Raw genomic sequence first — 15,136 nt, forward strand, 5'->3', positions numbered from 1 at the left:
GCCGCCACGTGACCTTGCATCTGACACAGTTCGAGGGTGGAAACGCTCTCAGCTCGTTCCGCGCCCAGCAGCTTCTGACCGACCTGGTCGCCATCCATCCCAAAATCACCGGCATTGCCGCGCGCTTCGTGCACCTGGTGGCCACGGACGCCGCACCCACGCCCGCATTGCAAGAGCGCCTCCAGGCGCTCTTGACCTATGGAGATCCCTACGAAGGCCCGCAAGGCCCGGCCGATGGCACCGCCCTGGTGGTCACCCCGCGCCTGGGCACGATCTCGCCCTGGGCCTCCAAGGCCACCGATATCGCGCGCAACTGCGGCCTTGAAGTCTTCCGCGTCGAGCGCATCACCGAGTACCGCGTGGTCCTCAAGAGCGGCCTGCTCGGTGGCAAGCCCGAGCTGTCGGCCGAGCAGACTGCACGGATCGCCGCCTTGCTGCACGACCGCATGACCGAATCGGTCTTCGCCACGCGCGCCGAGGCCGAGCAGCTGTTCTCCGCCCTGGAAGCCGCTCCCATGGAGTTCGTCGATGTGCTGGGCGGCGGCCGCGCGGCGCTGGAGACTGCCAACCGCCAATGGGGCCTGGCCCTGGCCGACGACGAGATCGACTACCTGGTCGACGCCTTCAAGGGCCTCAAGCGCAATCCCACGGACGTGGAACTGATGATGTTCGCGCAGGCCAACAGCGAGCACTGCCGCCACAAGATCTTCAACGCCCAGTTCACCATCGACGGCGTGGCCCAGGACAAGAGCCTGTTCGGCATGATCCGCCACACGCACCAGGTCTCGCCCCAGCACACGGTGGTGGCTTATTCGGACAACGCCTCCATCATGGAAGGCCATGAGGTCGAGCGCTTCGTCGCCACCTTCGAGGCAGCCCTGGACAAGATCAAGGCGCCCAGCTACCAGAAGAAGAAGGCCGTCAACCACGTCCTCATGAAGGTGGAGACGCACAACCACCCCACGGCCATCTCTCCCTTCCCCGGCGCATCGACCGGCGCGGGCGGCGAGATCCGCGACGAGGGCGCCACGGGCCGCGGCTCCAAGCCCAAGGCCGGCCTGTCGGGCTTCACGGTCTCCAAGCTGTGGGGCAGCGAAGTGGGCAAGCCCGAGCACATCGCCAGCCCGCTGCAGATCATGATCGAGGGCCCGCTCGGTGGCGCGGCCTTCAACAACGAGTTCGGCCGTCCCAACCTGACCGGCTATTTCCGCGAGTACGAGCAGCAGGTCGGCGTGGGTGCCGATGCCGTGATGCGTGGCTACCACAAGCCCATCATGATCGCGGGCGGCCTGGGCGTGATCGACTCCGAGCTGACGCGCAAGATCGAGTTCCCCGCCGGCACCCTGCTGATCCAGCTGGGCGGCCCCGGCATGCGCATCGGCATGGGCGGCGGCGCTGCCAGCTCCATGGCCAGCGGCACGAACGCGGCCGAGCTGGACTTCGACTCCGTGCAGCGCGGCAACCCCGAGATCGAGCGCCGCGCCCAGGAAGTCATCAACCACTGCTGGGCCCAGGGTGACAAGAACCCCATCCTGGCCATCCACGACGTGGGTGCCGGCGGCCTGTCCAATGCCTTCCCCGAGCTGACCAACGATGCGGGCCGTGGCGCGCGCTTCGACCTGCGCGCCGTCAACCTGGAGGAATCCGGCCTGGCGCCCAAGGAAATCTGGTCCAACGAAAGCCAGGAGCGCTATGTACTGGCCATCGCGCCCGAATCGCTGGCCGAATTCACGGCCTTCTGCGAGCGCGAGCGCTGCCCGTTTGCCGTGATCGGCACGGCCACCGAGGAGCGCCAGCTGGTGCTGGAGGACACGGCCGTGGCCTCGGGCGACCAGAAGTTCCCCGTGGACATGCCCATGAACGTGCTGCTGGGCAAGCCGCCCAAGATGCACCGCGACGTAGCCACCGTGCAGCGGGAGCTGCCCCCCATGGACCTGACCGGCGTGCCCCTGGAAAAGGCCGTGATCGACGTGCTGGCCCACCCCACCGTGGCCTCCAAGCGCTTCCTGATCACCATCGGCGACCGCGCCGTGGGCGGCCTGACCCACCGCGACCAGATGGTCGGCCCCTGGCAGGTGCCCGTGGCCGACGTGGCCGTCACGCTGGCCGATTTCCAGGGCTTCAAGGGCGAGGCCATGGCCATGGGCGAGCGCACGCCGCTGGCGGCCATCAACGCGCCGGCGTCGGGCCGCATGGCCGTGGCCGAGGCCATCACCAACATGCTGGCCGCGCCCATCGAACTGTCCAGGGTCAAGATGTCGGCCAACTGGATGGCGGCCTGCGGGGAGCCCGGCGAAGACGCGGCGCTCTACGCCACCGTCAAGGCCGTGGGCATGGAGCTGTGCCCGCAGCTGGACATCTCGATCCCCGTGGGCAAGGACAGCCTGTCCATGCGCACCCAGTGGAACGAGGGCGGCCAGGTCAAGAAGGTGACCTCGCCGGTCAGCCTGATCATCACGGGCTTTGCCTCCATCGACGATGTGCGCGGCACGCTCACGCCCCAGCTGGACGCCTCGGAAGACGACAGCACCCTGGTGCTGGTGGACCTGGGCCGCGGCAAGATGCGCATGGGCGGCTCCATCCTGGGCCAGGTGCTGGGCCAGACCGGCAACGAGACGCCCGACCTCGATGACGCCAAGGACCTGATTGCCCTGGTCGATGCCGTCAACGACCTGCGCGCCAAGGGCCAGATCCTGGCCTACCACGACAAGGGCGACGGCGGCCTGCTGGCCACCGTGGCCGAGATGGCCTTTGCCGGCCATGTGGGCGTGGCCATCAACGTGGACATGCTGGTCACCGAAGGCGACGGCATCAGCGACAGCCGCATGGACTCGGGCGAAGGCAAGAACTGGGCCTCCCAGATCAGCGGCCGCCGCGACGACATGACGCTGCGCGCGCTGTTCAACGAAGAGCTGGGCGCCGTGCTGCAGATCCGCACGGCCGACCGCGCCGCCGTGCTGCAGACCCTGCGCGAGCATGGCCTGTCCACCTGCAGCCACATCATCGGCAAGACGCGTCCTGCCTCCTCCAAGGTCGATGCGGGCAAGGGCGAGCTGCAGGTCTGGCGCGATGCCAAGTCCGTCTTCGGCGCCTCGCTCAGCGACCTGCACCAGGTCTGGGATGCCGTCAGCTGGAAGATTGCCCAGCAGCGCGACAACCCGGCCTGCGCCGACAGCGAGCACGCCGCAGCCGGCGAGCCTGCCGACCCCGGCATGCACCTGCACCTGACGTTCGACCCGGCCGAGAACCCGGCCGCACCCTTCCTGAACCTGGGCGCGCGGCCCCGCGTGGCCGTGCTGCGCGAGCAGGGCGTGAACTCCCATGTGGAAATGGCCTACGCCTTCACCGAGGCCGGCTTCGACGCCGTGGACGTGCACATGACCGACCTGCAAAGCGGCCGCGCGCAGCTGCAGGACTTCGCCGGCGTGGTGGCCTGCGGCGGCTTCAGCTACGGCGACACGCTGGGCGCCGGCATCGGCTGGGCGCGCTCCATCACCTTCAACGACAGCCTGTCCGCGCAGTTCCAGCAGTTCTTCGGCCGCAGCGACACTTTCGGCCTGGGCGTGTGCAACGGCTGCCAGATGTTTGCCGAGCTGGCCGACATCATTCCCGGTGCCCAGGACTGGCCGCGTTTCACGCAGAACCAGAGCAACCGCTTCGAGGCGCGCCTGTCCATGGTGGAAGTGCTGGAGTCGCCCAGCCTGTTCCTGCAGGGCATGGCCGGCAGCCGCCTGCCCATCGCCGTGGCCCACGGCGAAGGCTTTGCCAACTTCCGCTTCCGCGGCAATGCGGACAAGGCCATCGCCTCCATGCGCTATGTGGACAACCACGGCAAGGCCACCGAGCAGTACCCGTTCAATCCCAACGGATCGGCCGGCGGCCTGACGGCAGTGACCACGGCCGATGGCCGATTCACGGCCATGATGCCCCACCCCGAGCGCGTGTTCCGCAACGTGCAGATGAGCTGGACCAACGGCGACAAGTCGGAATTCAGCCCCTGGATGCGCGTGTGGCGCAACGCCCGCAAGTGGCTGGGCTGATGCACTGAGCGACGCTGCAAAGCAGACAAAGGCCCTTTGGGGCCTTTTCTTTTTTCTGTTTCTTTTTGGCGGCTGCCGTTACGGCGCCAGCATCTGCGCCGTGCGCGCGCGGGCCTGCTGGACCAGGGTGGAGATCAGCACCGTCTCGGGCAGGTTGTGCCAGTAGCGGCGCGGCATCTCGCGCAGCATGGCCTGCTCCTTCAGGCGCGAGGGGTTGAAGGTGCTGGCGTAGTAGGTCAGCCACAGGGCCTCGCCCGCGTCGGCTGGCGGGGCATCGCTGCGGCGCGCGCCGGGCGCCAGGCGCAGCGCATGGCCGTCCCAGTGCACGCTGCATTGCGGCGTGAGGATGGCCCAGTGCATGTTGGCAAAGCGCTTGCAGAAGAAGGGTGCCGCCGCGCGCACGATGTGGTGCTCGGGCTCGAACCAGGCGATGTGCAGCTCGGGCAGGTTCTGCCGCTGCGTCGTCCGAAAGCGCACAAAGGCGTGCATCTTGTGGATCTCGCGCGAGACGGGGCGGGCCAGGGCCTCGATGGCGCGCCAGTCCGCATCCAGCGCATCCAGCCGCAGTTCGGGCCGGGCCTGCATGCGCGCCAGCCAGCGGTGGCACAGCTCGAAGCGGCCTGCCGCGCGGTGCATGCAGGCATGGCGCAGGGCGGACATCTGGGTGTCCGACAGGGACAGCCCTGCCTCGCCGGGGCCGGCTAGCCCTGCGAGTGCCGAGGCGGGCATGGCCTGCTGCGGCGCGCTGGAAAACAGATCCACCCCCGCGCCGAGTGGCTGCGCACCCCGCGTGTCGGGCCACCGCCAGCGCACCAGAGCGGGGTCGGCGCCGTGGGCCAGCAGCGCCCGGCAGGCTGCGCGAAAGCCGGGCCAGTCGTCAGGGCTGTCGAGTTCGATGGTGAGGGCCTGTCCGTGCATGGCGTGCTCCAGGTTCTAGAACAGGCTGGCCTGCAGTGCGCTTTGCACGCGCATGCCGCTGTGCCGCGCCTGGGCCTGGCTGGCCTGCGACTGCGCGATCAGCCGCGTGCGCAGCGCGGCCGAGTCGGTCTCGCCCAGCAGGGGCCGGTGGCCGTCGATCAGCACGAAGGGCAGGGCCTTTTGCACGGGGGCGCGCAGCCGCAGCAGATCGTCCAGCCGCAGCCTGCGCACGCGGCGCGCCGCCAGCAGGCGGTCCACCGTCTGCGTGCCCAGGCCCGGCACGCGCAGCAGCAGGCTGCGCGGAGCACGGTTGAGGTCCACGGGGAACTGCTGGCGGTTGGCCAGTGCCCAGGCCAGCTTGGGGTCGATCTCCAGGTCCAGCATGCCGTGGCGGCTGGCCGCCGCGATCTCGCCCGCCCCGTAGCCGTAAAAGCGCATCAGCCAGTCGGCCTGGTAGAGCCGGTGCTCGCGCATGAGGGGCGGCGCCTGCGGCGGCAGGTCGCGCGAGGCATCGGGAATGGGGCTGAAGGCCGAGTAGTACACGCGGCGCAGGCCGTAGCCCGCATACAGCGTATGGCTGGATTCGAGGATGTCGGCATCGGTTGCGTGGTCGGCGCCCACGATCATCTGCGTGCTCTGCCCGCCCGGCGCAAAGCGCGGCACGGCGGCGCGCTGCGCGGGCGCGCCGGGCAGGGACTGCGCCTGGCGCTGCTCGCGCGTGGCCGCGCGCCAGGCCTGCACATGCCGGTCCACGCCCTGCATGGCCTGGCGTATGCGCCGGCCGTCCTTTTCAGGCGCGAACTGCGCCAGGCCGCTGGCCGTGGGCAGTTCCACATTGATGCTCAGGCGGTCGGCATGGCGGCCTGCCTGGGCCAGCAATTCAGGGGCGGCATCCGGGATGGTCTTCAGATGGATGTAGCCGCGAAAGTCATGCTCCTCGCGCAGGCGGCGGGCCACTTCCACCAACTGCTCCATGGTGTAGTCGCTGGAGCGGATGATGCCGCTGGACAGGAACAGCCCCTCGATGCAGTTGCGCCGGTAGAAGTCCAGCGTCAGCTGCACCACCTCGGCCACCGTGAAGCGGGCGCGCTGCACGTTGGAGCTCTTGCGGTTGATGCAGTAGCGGCAGTCGAAGATGCAGACATTGGTCAGCAGGATCTTGAGCAGCGAGATGCAGCGCCCGTCGGGCGCATAGCTGTGGCAGATGCCCATGCCGGTGACCGAGCCCATGCCCTTGCCGTCCAGCGAGTCGCGCCCCTGCGATCCGCTGGAGGCGCAGCTGGCGTCGTACTTGGCGGCGTCGGCGAGGATGAAAAGTTTGCGTTGCAGCTCCATGGCTGTATGAATATACAGTATATTTGCCTGGCACATCCGGTTTTTCGAGAGCCCATCCCCCAGCCAGGGTCTGGTCCGGCCTTGCCTGGCTCCGGTTTGAACGCACTGTCGGGCTATCGCAATGGCCAGCGGATTGCAATGGTTGCCAGTGCAATGGAATGAAACCGTTTTCAGTGCGGAATGAGTGCTTGCTTTCAATGGGTGGCGATGTGCATCGCAGGAAATGGTGAATGCGTGTTTCCTGCGTCTTTTTGCAATGCCTGAAGGCTGGTACGGCTTGGTGCCATCAATGCATGCGCTGATATAGCGCAGCTGGCTGCGCGCCATGGGGTTCCCGGTTCATGGGAGAGAGGTTTGACGTTGTTGTGATTTGTTTCAAATTGCCGATAACTATTGCTGATAGGCTTTCGGGCTTGCCGGGCGCGGTCGTTTCTTCATTCAATGCGCCTGGCGATGACAAACACTTGGAGAGGGAGCTTCGGTGTCGCGTGTATTAGGAACAGAGAGCGAAGTGCTGGCGCTATCGCCGGACGCTTCCTCCAGCAAGGCCGCCAAGGGGCTGCAATCGCCCGCCAAATGGCCCACCATGGGTGCCAACGATGTGGCGGTGTGGGGCGAGTGCCAGGGCAGCGGCAGCAAGCCCTACCAGACCCAGGTGGACCTGTCGGGCCCCTCCTTCAAATGCTCTTGCCCCAGCCGCAAGTTCCCCTGCAAGCATGGGCTGGCGCTGATGCTGATGCGCGCGGGCGGCCAGGTCACCGAGGGCGGCGATCCACCGGCCTGGGTGCAGAGCTGGCTGGACAGCCGCCAGGAAAAGGCCGAGAAGAAGGAGGCCAAGGCTGCCGCCGCGGCGGCCGAGCCGCCACCCGATCCCGAGGTTGCGGCCAGGCAGCAGGCCAGGCGCGAAGACAAGCGCTGGGACAAGGTCGAGGCGGGCCTGCAGGAACTGTCGCTGTGGATGCAGGACATGGTGCGCGCGGGCCTGGCCAACCAGGCCGGCGACTCCCAGATGCGCCAGCGCTGGAACACCATGGCCGCGCGCATGGTTGATGCGCAGGCCACGGGCATGGCGGCACGCATCAAGGACTGCCGGGATCTGGTGGACAGCCACCGCGACTGGCCGCGCGACATGCTGGTGCAGCTGGGCCACTGGCAGCTGATCATCGACGCCGTGCGCCGCCGTGAATCGCTGAGCCCCGAGGTCAAGGCCGACGTGATGGCCGCGCTGGGCTGGCCCATGGACAAGGCCGAAGTGCAGGCCAGGGGCCAGCTGGTCGAGGACGAATGGCTGGTGGCCGGCCTGCGCATGATCGAGCGCGAAGGCCGGCTCATGGAGCGCCGCGTCTGGCTGCACGGGCAGCGCACGGGCCGCATGGCCCTGGTGCTGGACTATGCGCAGGGCGGGCGCGGCTTCGAATCGGCCTGGGTGCCTGGCCATCGCTACGGATGCGCGCTGAATTTCTACCCGGGCCATGCGCCGCTGCGCGCCATTGCCGCCAACGGCAACGGGCCTGCGCTGCCTGCCGAGGGCGCCAGCCCGCTGGACACCTCGGCCGTGGGCGACGTCCTGCAGCAGATGGGCCGGCGCATTGCCGCCAACCCGCTGCAGGCCACGCAGCCGTTGTGCCAGGACGGGTTGCGCCTGGTGCCTGCCCAGGGCCAATGGTTTGCGGCCTGGCCCGATGCGCCGGGCGCATCGGCGGCTGCGCCCGGCGTGTCTGCTGACGGCACTGCCGCGCCTGTGCAACCCGTTCCCGTGGCCATTGACGATGCCGAAGCCTGGCGCCTGCTGGCGCTCAGCGGCGGCGCGCCCATGCAGCTGTTTGGCGAATGGGAGCCCGGCCCGGCCGTGGGCCGCTGGCGCCTGCTGAGCGCCTGGCAGGCCCGCGAGGGCGAAAGCGCCCGGCAATGTATCTGGCAGAACCAGGGTGAACCGGTATGAGCAACACACAACTTTGGACTGCGCTGCAGCAATCGGCCATGGTCGGCTCGGACCGGCTGGCCGTGCCGCCTGCGCTGGCTTCGGGCGTTGATCCGTCTGCCCCGTGGTCGCAGCAGGCCGTGCAGGCCGCGCTGCTGCCCCGGGCGGACCTGCCCGGCGACTCGCCCGCCCAGCAACTGCTGCGCGCCAGCGCCGTGGCGGCCGTGTTCGAGCGCGCAGGCTGGCAGCCCGGCGCGCAGGTGCGCCTGCCGGCACCGCTGGCCGTGCCGGCCGCGGCGCCTGCAGAATCGCGCCCCGCGCCTGCCGATGCTCGCCTGCAGACCTTGATGGGCGACGTGCTCAAGGACGGGCCGTTCGAGCTGCAGGCCTCGATGCTGCGCACCCTGGACCAGGCGGGCCAGCGCCTGCCCCATGACCTGCTGGTGCCTGCGCTGGAGCAGGGCCGCCAGTCCGTGGAGCTGCGCCAGTGGCTGGCCCCGGTGCTGGGCGAGCGCGGGCGCTGGCTGGGCGCGCTCAATCCGCAATGGAGCTATGCCAGCGGCGTGGAGGAAACCGCCGACCCCGAACTGGTCTGGCAGGAGGGCTCGGTCGAGCAGCGCGTGGCCCTGCTGCGCAGCGAGCGCGCGGCCGATGCCGCCCAGGCCCGTGCGCGGCTGGAAGGCAGCCTGAAGGAGCTGGGCGCCAAGGAGCGCCTGCCCATGGTCCAGGCACTGACCGTGGGGCTGGGCATGGACGACGAGCCGCTGCTCGAAAAACTGCTGTCCGACCGCAGCAAGGAAATCCGCGAGAACGCCGCGCAAATGCTCTCGTGCCTGCCGGACAGCGCGCACAGCCAGCGCGTCATGGGCTGGATGCAGTCCATGCTTCAGCAGGACGACAAGGGCCAGTGGATTGTGGAGCCTCCCGAGGAAGGCCTCAAGGAATGGGAGCGCGACGGCATCACGCTCAAGCCCGATGCCTACTTCCGTGGCGGCAAGAAGGCCTGGCTGCTGGAGCAGATGGTGCAGCTCACCCCGGTGTCCTTCTGGACCCGGGCCCTGGGCCTGACGCCCCTGGAAGTGATGGAGTGGAGCCGGCGCAGCGACTGGAAATCCTCGCTGCGCCAGGGCTGGGTGCGGGCCTTGCAGTACCAGCTGGACGTGGAATGGATCGATGCCGCCCAGGCCCTGGGCCGCGACATGCGCCACGATGCGCTGCTGCCCGCCCTCATGGCCCGGCTGTCCCCCGAAGAACGCGAGTCCCGCTGGATTGCCCAGTTCGAGCGCGACAGGCACAAGCTCATCGACGCCATCGAGGGCATGTCCCAGTCGCTGGGCGGTGCCGAACTGCTCTCGCCCGCGCTGTCGGTGCGGCTGACCGAGGCACTGCATGTGGCCGTGGGCGGCAAGCAGATCACGGGCAACTGGCACAGCTACCGCGCCGACCAGGCCCTGCTGTCCTGCGCGCGCATGCTGGACGTGACCGCGCTGGAGCGCTTTGCCGAGCTGTGGCGCAAGCCCTCGGTGCTGGATGCACAGGTCGAGCCCGCGCCGGAGCCCCCGGCCGAGCCTGTTGCAGAGACCGCAGCCGCTTCGGCATCTGCAGCAACAGCCGCCCCGGCCATTGCCCTCACGCCCCAGCAGCAGGCGCGCCTCGAACGCAGCCGCGCGCGGCCCTGGGACGAGGAGCGCATGCGCGGCCACCTGGAGCGCATCGTCGAGCTGCGCCTGGGCCTGCACCAGGCCTTCATCGCACTGCGCGGCCAGGCCTGAGGCCGGGCCCGCTTTGCCACCCACCCCCTACCGAATCCCATCCCCATCCCTTTCCGGAAGCACACCATGAGCCAAGTCCTGCGCCAGCATGCCGAACAGCAATTCGCCGAAGAACTCGAAGCCCTGCGCAAGGTGGACGACCGTCCGCGTCCGCCCAACTGGAAGCTGTCGCCCTGGGCCGTGCTCCAGTACCTGATGGGCGGCAAGCTCGGCAACGGCTTCGAGGTCAGCCCCAAGTACATCGGCAATCCGCGCCTGATGGAAATCGCCGTCTCCACCCTGGCCACCGACCGCGCCCTGCTGCTGTACGGCGTGCCCGGCACGGCCAAGTCCTGGGTGTCCGAGCACCTGTCGGCCGCCGTCAGCGGCGACTCCACCATGCTGGTGCAGGGCACGGCCGGCACCAGCGAGGAGCAGCTGCGCTACGGCTGGAACTACGCGCAGCTGCTGGCCCACGGCCCGTCCGAGAAGGCGCTGATTCCCAGCCCCCTGGTCAACGCCATGAAGCTGGGCAAGATCGCCCGCATCGAAGAGCTGACCCGCATCCCGGCCGACGTGCAGGACACGCTGATCACCGTGCTGTCCGAAAAGACACTGCCCGTGCCCGAGCTGGGCACCGAGGTGCAGGCCGTGCAGGGCTTCTCGGTCATCGCCACGGCCAACAACCGCGACAAGGGCGTGAACGAGCTGTCCAGCGCGCTCAAGCGCCGCTTCAACACCGTGGTCCTGCCCGTGCCGGCATCGCAGGACGAGGAAGTGCAGATCGTCACCAAGCGCGTGGCCGAGCAGGGCCGCGCCCTGGCCCTGCCCGCCGAGCCGCCGGCCCTGCAGGAAGTGCGCCGGGTGGTGCAGATCTTCCGCGAGCTGCGCAACGGCCAGACCGAGGACGGCAAGACCGTGCGCGTGAAGTCGCCCAGCAGCACGCTGTCCACGGCCGAGGCCATCTCGGTCATCAACAGCGGCATGGCGCTGGCCGGGCATTTCGGCGACGGCGTGCTGCGCGCGGGCGATGTGGCCTCGGGCCTGCTGGGCGCCGTGATCAAGGACCCGGTGCAGGACAGCGTGGTCTGGAAGGAATACCTGGAGACCGTGGTCAAGGAGCGCAGCGACTGGAAGGACCTGTACCGCGCCTGCCGCGAACAGCTCTGAAGCCCGCACTCCCGCACCGCTGACCGACCGCATCTTCTGCGCATCTCCTGCGCACTTCCCGTATGGCCACCTCTGCCAATCCGCTTCATTTCTTCGGCATCCGCCACCATGGCCCGGGCTGCGCGCGCAGCCTGCTGCAGGCCCTGGAGCAGCTGCAGCCCGACTGCCTGCTGGTCGAAGGCCCGCCCGAGGGCGAGTCCCTGCTGCCCATGCTGCAGCATGCCGACCTGCAGCCGCCCGTGGCCATGCTGGTCTATGTGCAGGACAGCCCGGCCCATGCCGCCTTCTATCCCTACGCCGAGTTCTCGCCCGAATGGCAGGCCCTGCAATGGGCGGCGCGCCAGGGCGTGGCCACGCGCTTCATCGACCTGCCCCAGACCCACCGCATGGCGCTGGACATGGCCGAGCAGGAGCGGCGCCGGGCCGAGGCGGCGGCAGCAGATGCAGGTGATGCAGGCGAGGATGCGGGCGAGGATGCGGGCGATGAAGGCCAGGATGCAGATGCCGACACCGGCTCCGATTCCGGCGTCGCTGCGGCAGACGGCGGCCAGCTCCAGAGCAATGCCGCCGAGGCCCTGGACCGCGACGACACCACGCAGTCCGTGCCGGCTGCCGACCTCGCCGTCGATCCCTCGGACCCCGGCAGGCGGGACTGGCGCGATCCGCTGGACCTGCTGGCCGAGGCCGCAGGCTACCCCGACGGCGAAAGCTGGTGGAACCGCATGGTCGAGGAGCGCGGCGACGGCGCCACCCTGTTCGAGGGCATTGCCGAAGCCATGGCCGTGGTGCGCGCCGAGCTGCCCAACGAAGTGCGCGGAGAACGCCACGCCCGGCGCGAGGCGCTGCGCGAAGCCTGGATGCGCCAGTGCATGCGCGAGGCCGTCAAGGCCGGCCACCAGCGCATTGCCGTGGTCTGCGGCGCATGGCATGTGCCGGCCCTGCAGGCCCAGGTCACCGCCAAGGCCGATGCCGCCACGCTCAAGGGCCTGCCCAAGGCCAAGGTCCAGGCCACCTGGGCGCCCTGGACCTACCGCAACCTGTGCTCGTCCAGCGGCTATGGAGCGGGCGTGGATTCGCCGGGCTGGTATGAACACCTGTGGCGCTGCTCCGAGCCTGCGCCCGAGTCCTTGCTCCAGTCCGCACCTGCTGCCGACCCGGCACGCGCCAGCACCCGGCGCACCGTCGGCTGGCTGGCGCGCGTGGCCCATCTGCTGCGTTCCAAGGACCTGGACTGCTCCAGCGCCCACATCATCGAGGCCACGCGCCTGGCCGAAAGCCTGGCCGCCCTGCGCGGCCACGCCAGCCCGGGCCTGCCCGAGCTGGACGAGGCCATCGTCACCGTCATCAGCATGGGCGAGCGCGCTCCGCTGCGCCTGATCGAGCGCGAACTCAGCGTGGGCGACCGCATCGGCGGCGTGCCCGCCGACGTGCCCCAGGTGCCGCTGCAGCGCGACATCGAGCAGCAGCAAAAAAGCCTGCGCCTCAAGCCCGAGGCGGCCGCCAAGGTCCTGGCCCTGGACCTGCGCAAGGACACGGACCGCGACCGCAGCCACTTCCTGCACCGGCTGCGCCTGCTGGGCATAGAGTGGGGCAGCGTCACCACCGACCAGCAGCGCAACCGGGGCACCTTCCGCGAAAGCTGGCAGCTGCAGTGGGAGCCCGAGCTGGCCGTGCGCGTCATCGAGGCCAGCCGCTACGGCGGCACCCTGGTGCAGGCTGCAGCCGCCAAGGTGCGCCAGGCGCTGACGCCCGAGACACCGCTGCCCGAGCTGGCCAGGACCATCGACGACGCCCTGCTGGCCGACCTGCCGCACCTGGTCGATGCCCTCATGCACGACCTGGCAGACCGCTCTGCCAGCACCGGCGACGTTTCCCAGCTCATGCAGGCGCTGCCGCCGCTGGCCAATGTGCTGCGCTACGGCAGCGTGCGCCAGACCGACACCCAGGCGCTGGCCACGGTGATCGACAGCATGGCGCTGCGTGCCGCCATCGGCCTGCCCCTGGCCTGCATGGCGCTGGATGAAGACGCCGCAAGGCACATGCAGGCCACGGTGCTGCAGGCCCATGAAGCCCTGCGCCTGCGCGATGCCGAGGAGCCGCGCGAGGTCTGGTTCGGCGCCCTGCGCAGCATTGCCCTGGGCGACGCCGGCGCTGCCCTGCTGCGCGGCACGTCCTGCCGCCTGCTGCTGGATGCCCACCGCCTGGACAGCGAGGCCGTGGCCACGCAACTGGGCCGCAATCTCTCGCTGGGCGTGCCGCCGCTGGACGCTGCCGCCTGGCTGGACGGCTTTCTCAACCGCCAGGCCCTGGTGCTGCTGCACGACGACGCCATCTGGGGCGCCGTCGATGCCTGGCTGGCCCAGCTGGGCGAGACCCAGTTCACCCAGATCCTGCCGCTGGTGCGCCGCAGCTTCTCGGCCTTCTCCAACCATGACCGCCAGAGCCTGGGCGAAAAGGCCCGGCGAGGGCAGGGCAGTGCGGCCGTCGTGGCGGCTGCATCCGCAGGTGCCGCAGGCGCGGCAGGCGGCGGTGACGACGGCGCCTGGAACGAGGCGCGCGCCGTGCTTGCCCTTCCCGTACTCGATCAACTGCTGGGCCTGAACCTGCCCGCGCAACTGCTGTCCAGCCCGCAGGAGGCCCAGCCATGAACACCGCTGCCACCGTGAACGATGCATCCCTTGCCGACGCCGATCCGCAGGACCCCGCCGTCCAGCCCACCAACCGGCTGCAGCGCTGGCGCCTGGTGCTGGGCCAGCCGGCCGAGGGCAGCTGCGGCGGGCTGGGCGCCAAGGGCGGCTCCCTCGATGAGATGGACAAGGCCCTGGCCGCGCTCTACGAAGAAGACAACAAGGACGGCAGCCTCTCGCGCCGGGGCGGCCGGGGCAATTCCTCGCCCAGCGTGGCGCGCTGGCTGGGCGACATCCGCAAGTACTTTCCCAGCCAGGTCGTGCAGGTCATGCAGCGCGACGCCATGGAGCGCCTGAACCTGCGCGAACTCATGCTCCAGCCCGAAATGCTGGAGCATGTGCAGCCCGACGTGCACATGGTGGCCGACCTCATCTCCCTGGGCTCCGTCATCCCGCAGAACACCAAGGAGACCGCGCGCATCGTCGTGCGCAAGGTGGTGGACGACCTCATGCGCCGCCTGGAAGAGCCCATGCGCAGCGCCGTCTCGGGCGCGCTGGACCGCAGCCAGCGCAACCGCCGTCCGCGCCATTCCGAGATCGACTGGAACCGCACCATCCGCGCCAACCTGCGCCACTGGCAGCCCGACTACCGCACCATCGTGCCCGAGACCCTGGTCGGCTACGGCCGCAAGGTGCGCCGCCCGCAGCGCGAAGTCATCCTGTGCATAGACCAGAGCGGCTCCATGGCCAACTCCGTCGTCTACTCCAGCATCTTCGGTGCCGTCATGGCCAGCCTGCCGGCCGTCAGTACCAAGCTGGTGGTCTTCGACACGGCGGTGGTGGACCTGACCGACAAGCTCTCCGACCCGGTGGACGTGCTCTTTGGCGTGCAGTTGGGCGGCGGCACCGACATCAACCGTGCCGTGGGCTACTGCCAGGGCCTGATCAGCGAGCCGCGCAACGCCATCGTCGTGCTCATCTCCGACCTCTATGAAGGCGGTGTGGAAAGCGGCCTGCTGCGCCGCGCCTCCGAACTGGTGGAGTCGGGCGTGCAGTTCATCACCCTGCTGGCACTCAGCGACGAAGGCGCCCCTGCCTACGATGCGCAACTGGCCGCCAAGCTGGCCGCGCTGGGCGTGCCCTCGTTCGCCTGCACGCCGGATGCCTTCCCGCAGCTCATGGCCGCCGCCATCCGCCGCGACGACGTGGCGGCCTGGGCGGCAGGGCAGGGCTTCAAGACCAGCAAGTGAGGCACGGCCGGTCGGCCCCGTGACCGGGCTGGCCGCCGGGCATCTCCTACATGGGCAGGACATGCCCAGGCCCCATGATGGCGCCCAGGCAAAAAGAAGTTCCCCGAACAATTCACTGGAGTAA

8 protein-coding genes are annotated in these 15,136 nt (G+C 69.3%); 6 read left to right on the top strand and 2 right to left on the bottom strand.

Going from position 1 to position 15,136, the window contains the following annotated elements; all coding sequences use genetic code 11:
• Nucleotides 1–8 precede the first annotated feature (8 nt).
• The gene (gene purL, locus ACF8ML_RS11635) at nucleotides 9–4,040 is read left to right on the top strand and encodes a phosphoribosylformylglycinamidine synthase (protein WP_392408035.1); all 4,032 of its coding nucleotides are present in this window, start codon (nucleotides 9–11) and stop codon (nucleotides 4,038–4,040) included.
• A 78-nt stretch (nucleotides 4,041–4,118) separates the two neighbouring features.
• Here the strand turns inward: purL and ACF8ML_RS11640 are convergent, their stop codons facing one another.
• Together ACF8ML_RS11640 and ACF8ML_RS11645 are read right to left on the bottom strand one after the other, a co-directional pair.
• Nucleotides 4,119–4,958: a TIGR03915 family putative DNA repair protein gene (locus ACF8ML_RS11640; protein ID WP_392408037.1), complete on the bottom strand. Its 840-nt coding sequence runs from the start codon at nucleotides 4,956–4,958 to the stop codon at nucleotides 4,119–4,121.
• A gap of 15 nt (nucleotides 4,959–4,973) precedes the next feature.
• Entirely contained in the window at nucleotides 4,974–6,293 is a 1,320-nt protein-coding gene (locus ACF8ML_RS11645; RefSeq protein ID WP_392408039.1) for a putative DNA modification/repair radical SAM protein, read from the bottom strand.
• Between the two features lie 481 nt (nucleotides 6,294–6,774).
• Here ACF8ML_RS11645 and ACF8ML_RS11650 point away from each other — a divergent pair, with 481 nt between their 5' ends.
• The 5 genes from ACF8ML_RS11650 to ACF8ML_RS11670 all read left to right on the top strand — a co-directional run bounded on the left by ACF8ML_RS11650 (nucleotide 6,775) and on the right by ACF8ML_RS11670 (nucleotide 15,012).
• A complete protein-coding gene (locus ACF8ML_RS11650; protein ID WP_343739495.1) occupies nucleotides 6,775–8,235 on the top strand; it encodes an SWIM zinc finger family protein in 1,461 nt (486 codons plus the stop codon).
• On the top strand, nucleotides 8,232–9,986 hold the full coding sequence (locus tag ACF8ML_RS11655) for a DUF5691 domain-containing protein (protein ID WP_392408040.1): 1,755 nt from the start codon (nucleotides 8,232–8,234) through the stop codon (nucleotides 9,984–9,986). Before ACF8ML_RS11650 ends, ACF8ML_RS11655 begins: the two co-directional genes overlap by 4 nt.
• 66 nt (nucleotides 9,987–10,052) lie before the next feature.
• The gene (locus ACF8ML_RS11660; RefSeq protein ID WP_016449186.1) at nucleotides 10,053–11,135 is read left to right on the top strand and encodes an AAA family ATPase; all 1,083 of its coding nucleotides are present in this window, start codon (nucleotides 10,053–10,055) and stop codon (nucleotides 11,133–11,135) included.
• 62 nt (nucleotides 11,136–11,197) lie between these two features.
• Nucleotides 11,198–13,783, top strand: a complete 2,586-nt coding sequence (locus tag ACF8ML_RS11665) for a DUF5682 family protein (protein ID WP_392408041.1) — start codon at nucleotides 11,198–11,200, stop codon at nucleotides 13,781–13,783.
• Complete coding sequence (locus tag ACF8ML_RS11670; RefSeq protein WP_392408043.1) at nucleotides 13,780–15,012, top strand: VWA domain-containing protein; 1,233 nt, start codon at nucleotides 13,780–13,782, stop codon at nucleotides 15,010–15,012. The genes ACF8ML_RS11665 and ACF8ML_RS11670 overlap by 4 nt, the downstream gene beginning before the upstream one ends.
• Nucleotides 15,013–15,136 lie beyond the last annotated feature (124 nt).

It is taken from the genome of Delftia sp. WSY_10 (genome assembly GCF_043104705.1).
Classification (GTDB): Bacteria; Pseudomonadota; Gammaproteobacteria; order Burkholderiales; family Burkholderiaceae_C; genus Comamonas; species Comamonas tsuruhatensis.

Coding starts and splice junctions, on each gene's coding strand:
- ACF8ML_RS11640 (WP_392408037.1), bottom strand. CDS start 4,958: ATGCACGGACAGGCCCTCACCATCGAACTCGACAGCCCTGACGACTGG.
- ACF8ML_RS11645 (WP_392408039.1), bottom strand. CDS start 6,293: ATGGAGCTGCAACGCAAACTTTTCATCCTCGCCGACGCCGCCAAGTAC.
- ACF8ML_RS11655 (WP_392408040.1), top strand. CDS start 8,232: ATGAGCAACACACAACTTTGGACTGCGCTGCAGCAATCGGCCATGGTC.
- ACF8ML_RS11660 (WP_016449186.1), top strand. CDS start 10,053: ATGAGCCAAGTCCTGCGCCAGCATGCCGAACAGCAATTCGCCGAAGAA.
- ACF8ML_RS11665 (WP_392408041.1), top strand. CDS start 11,198: ATGGCCACCTCTGCCAATCCGCTTCATTTCTTCGGCATCCGCCACCAT.
- ACF8ML_RS11670 (WP_392408043.1), top strand. CDS start 13,780: ATGAACACCGCTGCCACCGTGAACGATGCATCCCTTGCCGACGCCGAT.